Origin of the sequence: Teichococcus oryzae (assembly GCF_008386565.1) — a bacterium.
Taxonomy (GTDB): Bacteria; Pseudomonadota; Alphaproteobacteria; order Acetobacterales; family Acetobacteraceae; genus Pseudoroseomonas; species Pseudoroseomonas oryzae.
In genome coordinates this window covers 1-4,788 of the sequence record NZ_VUKA01000051.1, presented here as the reverse complement: position 1 = coordinate 4,788, position 4,788 = coordinate 1, and the positions used below count along the sequence as shown (strand labels likewise).

At 67.7% G+C, this 4,788-nt stretch carries 3 protein-coding genes, 1 tRNA gene and 1 pseudogene; 1 reads left to right on the top strand and 4 read right to left on the bottom strand.

Annotation, left to right across the window (positions count from 1 at the left end):
* Positions 1-494, top strand: a pseudogene (locus F0Q34_RS21375) (hypothetical protein); the annotation flags it as partial.
* A gap of 4 nt (positions 495-498) precedes the next feature.
* Here the strand turns inward: F0Q34_RS21375 and F0Q34_RS21370 are convergent.
* The 4 genes from F0Q34_RS21370 to F0Q34_RS21355 form a co-directional block, all read right to left on the bottom strand.
* A complete protein-coding gene (locus F0Q34_RS21370) occupies positions 499-1,062 on the bottom strand; it encodes a DinB family protein (RefSeq protein WP_149814394.1) in 564 nt (187 codons plus the stop codon).
* A gap of 12 nt (positions 1,063-1,074) precedes the next feature.
* Positions 1,075-2,880: an SLC13 family permease gene (locus F0Q34_RS21365; RefSeq protein ID WP_161600995.1), complete on the bottom strand. Its 1,806-nt coding sequence runs from the start codon at positions 2,878-2,880 to the stop codon at positions 1,075-1,077.
* A gap of 64 nt (positions 2,881-2,944) precedes the next feature.
* Positions 2,945-4,522 carry an ABC transporter substrate-binding protein gene (locus F0Q34_RS21360; protein ID WP_149814392.1) on the bottom strand — a complete coding sequence of 526 codons (1,578 nt, stop codon included), beginning with the start codon at positions 4,520-4,522 and terminating at the stop codon, positions 2,945-2,947.
* Between the two features lie 191 nt (positions 4,523-4,713).
* A tRNA-Met gene (locus F0Q34_RS21355) sits at positions 4,714-4,787 on the bottom strand.
* Position 4,788: the final 1 nt, after the last annotated feature.

Genomic DNA, 4,788 nt, shown 5'->3' with positions numbered 1-4,788 from the left:
AGACCACCGAGAATGGCTGGCATCTGGTGCTGGTGATCCTGGTGGTGCTGGGCGGCGCGCTGGCCGCCTTCTTCGCCAACCGGCGGATCACCCATGCCGGCGGCGCCGGCGGCTGGCCGGAACGCTGGATCATCCGCCCGCTTGTGGGCATGCTGGCAGGCTGGGTGTCGGTCGCGACCTTCGCCAACATCGCCGGCGCGGCCTATCTCTCGGGCGCCATCCAGGCGGACGGAGCGGCCGGCACAGTGGCGGCGGTGTTGATCCTGCTGGCGGCGGGCGGCTTCACGCTGGGCGTGTTGTGGGCGGCCGGCGGCTCCCCCTGGTATGCCGCGGCGGTGGCCTGGGCGCTGATCGCCATCTTCTACGCCAACACGGTGGGGCGCGACTTCAACGCCGCCATGGCTGTGGCCTCGGCGGCGCTGACGGTGGTGGTGGTGGCGATGGCCTGGCAGCGGGCGCGGGTAGCGGCGGCACCGGCCGGCACCGCGCGCTGAGGGATCAGTCCCGCCACACCGTCTCCTCCGTCCAGCCGAGGGCGTGGAACTCCGCCGCCCGCAGCGGCGCCTCGCCTTCGGCGAAAAATTCGTCCAACTGCGGCGGCCTGACGCTTGTTCCGCTCAACATGGCATGCGCCTGCCCGCGATGGTGGATCTGGTGCTGGAACAGGTGCAGCAGCAGCCGGTCCGCCCGCTCCTCCTGCACATGGCCGCCGCGATGGACCCGGATGATGCGGTCCGCCGCCCCCTCCTCCATGGCGTCGCACCAGGCGATCAGGCGGCGGTCGGTGGCAGCCTGGGCGGCGTGCAGTTCCGCAACGCTCCGGCAGGGTTCCGGGTCGGCCCAGGCGCGCGGCCCCAGCGTGCCGCCTTCCAGCGCATCGATGTAGAAGCGGTCGATCACCAGGATATGGTTCAGCGTGGCCCGCAGGGTGGGAAAGAAGCCGGTGCGGGGCGCCACGAACTCCTCCGGCGTCAGCGCCGCGCAGGCGGTCAGTAGCCGGTGGTTGGCCCAGGCATTGTTGTAGGCCATGCCCCGCAGGGCGAGCCGCAGCGAAGCCGGCATCGGCGCATCTCCTCAGCCCCAGACAAGCAGGATCATGGGCGTGCCGATGGCCAGGCACAACAGGGCCAGGGGCCCGCCCAGCCGGGCATAATCCGAGAAGCGGTAGCCGCCCGGCTCCATCACCAGCGTGTTGGACTGATGCCCGATCGGGCTGAGGAAGGTGCAGGAGGTGCCCATGCACACCGCCATCAGCATGGCATCCGGCGACAGTCCCGCCACCTGGGCCAGGCCGAGGGCGACAGGCGCCATCAGCAGCACCGTTGCGTTGTTGGCCATGATCTCGGACAACAGCATGCAGGCGAGCATGATGCCGGCCACCAGTGCCCAGGCCGGCAAGGCGGCGGCCGGTCCGGACAGCATGTCCACCAGCAGCGCCAGGGTGCCGGATTTCTCCATCGCCTCCCCGAGCGGGAACAAGGCGCCTAGCAGCACGATCACCGGCCAGTCGATGGCGGCATAAGCCTCATCGGCGCGCAGCACCCGGAACAGGATCATCGCCATCAGAACGGTAGCGAAGGCGATATGCGCCGGGGCCAGCTCGAACATCACCGCCAGGATGCCGAGCAGGAACAGCCCGCCGGCCAGCCAGGCATGGCGCGGGCGGCCCAGCGTCAGGTTGCGTTCGGCCAGCGGCAGCAGGGACAGGGCCTGGAATGCCTCGGCGCGCTTGTCGGGCACGCCCTGCAGCAGCAGCACGTCGCCGGGCCGCAGCACGATGTCGGCCATGCGGTCAGCGACGCGGCGCCCCTGCCGCGACACCGCCAGCAGGTTCACGCCATACTGGCTGCGCAGCCGCAGCATGCCCACCGTCCGGCCGACCAGCGGCGATCCCGGGCGCAGAACCGCCTCCACCGCGTCCACATCGGCGGCGACCAGCACGCTCAGCCCGACGGGCTGGGCTTCCTCGGCCTCGGTGTCCTCGTCGCCTTCCTTGTGCGTCAGCGCCAGGTCGGCGGCTTCAACAATGGCATGCAAGGCCTCGGGCGGGCCTTCCAGCAGCAGCACATCGCCTTCCCGCAGCCGCGCCTCACCAGGCGGCGCCAGGGTCCGGTTGGGCCCGCGGAACAGGCCGACAACGGTGACATCCTCATCCGCCATGCCTTCCAGGGCGCGGATCGGCGCGCCGATGGAACGGCTGCCAGGACGGAGGCGGACCTCCGCCACATAGCTGCCGGCATCGGGCCCGGGCAGGACCGGCTTGCCACCCCGGGCGCCGCCGAGCAGCCGGCCACCCAGCATCAGATAGGCCAGCCCGGCCAGGGAGATGGGCAGGCCCACCCAGGCGAAGTCGAACAAGGCGTAAGGGCCGAGATCGGTGCGTTCCTGCCGGATGGAGGAGATGATCAGGTTGGGGGGCGTGCCGATCAGCGTCACCAATCCCCCCAGCACCGAGCCGAAGGCCAGCGGCATCAGGGCACGGCCCGGCGAATACTTGTCCCGATAGGCGTTGCGCAGGGCGACGGGCATGAACAAGGCCAGGGCACCCACATTGTTCATGAAGGCCGAAAAAGAAGCGCAAAGCCCCGTTTGCACGCCGATCTGCAGCCGGGGCTTGCCCCGCATGCCACCCAGCCGGCGCAGCAGGAGGTCCACCGTGCCGGCGGATTGCAGGCCCTTGCTGATGGCCAGGACGGCGGCAACGGTGGTGACCGCGGGCTCGGCGAAGCCGAGAAAGGCGGAAGCCGGCGCGACCTGCCCGGTCAGCACCAGACCCAGGAGCAGCAGCATGGCGACGATGTCGTAGCGGACCGGCTGCAACACGAACCCGGCCAGAGCCAGCAGGGTCAGAAGGGAGACAATGATCTGGTCAGGGGTCATGCAGGGATCCGGGCAGCGCAAGCCGGAACGGGGGACCACCCGCCCGGGTTGCGCTATCCGAATCCTATTTCGCGGGCTTGACGCCCATGGCGACCGTATATTCGTCGGCGCGCGCCTCATAGGTCAGGGCACCGCGCAGTGCCCAGACGTTCTTCTGCATGTGCAGCGGGATCAGGGCGACATCCTCCATGGCGACGCGCATGGCCTGCTTGAAGATGTCCTCCCGCTTCTCGTCATCCGCGGTGCGCAGGCCTTCCTCGGTCAGGGCATCCACCCTGGGATTGGAATAGCCGCTGAAATTGACGGTGCCGAAGCCCTTTTCCGGGATGCGGGTGGTCAGGTTGCCGCGCAGCGCGGTGGAAGGCTCCCCCGTGGTCGCCCAGCCGATCAACATCGCCGACATGTCGTTGCGCGCCTGGCGCTGCGCCATGACCGAGAAGGGCATGGCCTCGACCGTTGTGGCGACGCCGATGCGCTGCCACATCTGGCCGATGGCCTGGATGATCTGGGCGTCATTCACATAGCGGTTGTTGGGACCGATCAAGGTGATCCTGAAGCCGTTCGGGTAACCCGCTTCCGCCAGCAGCTTCTTCGCCTGGTCCGGCTGATAGGGCGGCGGTGGAAGGTCGGCGACATAGCCATTGGCGCCGGGGGGCATCATCTGGCCGGTCGCGGTGGCCGCGCCCTGCATCACCCGGTCCACGATGCCCTGGCGATTGATGGCGAGCGACAGCGCCTGCCGCACCCGCAGGTCACGCAACGGGTTCCGGTCCAGCTTCTGGCCACTGGCATCGGTGATGTAGGGCGAGGAATCATGGGCTGTGTCGATCTTCAGATAGATCGAGCGCAGGCTGGGAACCTCCGAGAAGCTGATGCCGGAGGTGGTGCGCAGGCGCGGCATGTCGGCCGGCGGCACCACGTCGATCATCTGGACATCGCCCGACAGCAGCGCGGCGACCCGCACCCCGTCATTGGCGATGAAGCGGTAGGTGACCTGCTTCCAGGCCGGCTTCTCGCCCCAGTAATTCTCGTTCCGCTCCAGCACGATGCGGTCATCGGGGGTGAAGGAGACCAGCCTGAAGGGGCCGGTGCCGACCGTTGCCTTGCCGCTGTTGAAGTCTCCGGTGGAGGCAGCGTTCCGGATGGTGTCGGAGATGATGAAGATCTGGGTCAGGTCCTGCGGCAGAAGCGGATAAACGCTGGCCGTGTGGAACCGGATGGTGTGGGGATCGACCACCTCGGAGCGGATGATCGCCTTGGTGTAGATGCCGAAGGAGCCGGGGCTGTTCAGGACATTCGGAACACGTTCCAGGGTATAGAGCACGTCCTGCGCGTCGAAATCGCTGCCATCGCTGAACTTCACGCCCCGCCGCAGCTTGAACTCCCAGGTGGTGTCGTTGATCAGCATCCAGGATTCCGCCAGGCCCGGTTCCAGCCTGGCCTGGGCGTCACGACCCACCAGTTTATCGAACAGGTGCTCCGCCACCATGTTGTTGGGGGACAGCGTGTGATAATGCGGATCCAACGTCGTCGGCGGGGCAGCGACGGCAAGGCTGAGGTTTTGCGCCAGGGCCGGCATCGCGGCCAATGTGGCGAGAACCGGCACTGCGAAGCGCAGGCCGGCTTGAAACAGGGTTCTCATTGGCGTCTCCGAATGTCGCGGTGCCAGCACGCTCCCAGGCACGGCCTGTTTCCGGCCGTTCGGGATTATTGCTGCACGGGAACGACCTGGAACGCAACGTTCCTAAGGCTGTGGAGCGCCCAAAGGAGAAAAATGCCAGAAAACGAAAAACCCCCGCAATGGCGGGGGTTGATCGATCATTTTCTTTTCGGATGCGGGGACAGGATTTGAACCTGTGACCTTCAGGTTATGAGCCTGACGAGCTACCGGGCTGCTCCACCCCGCGT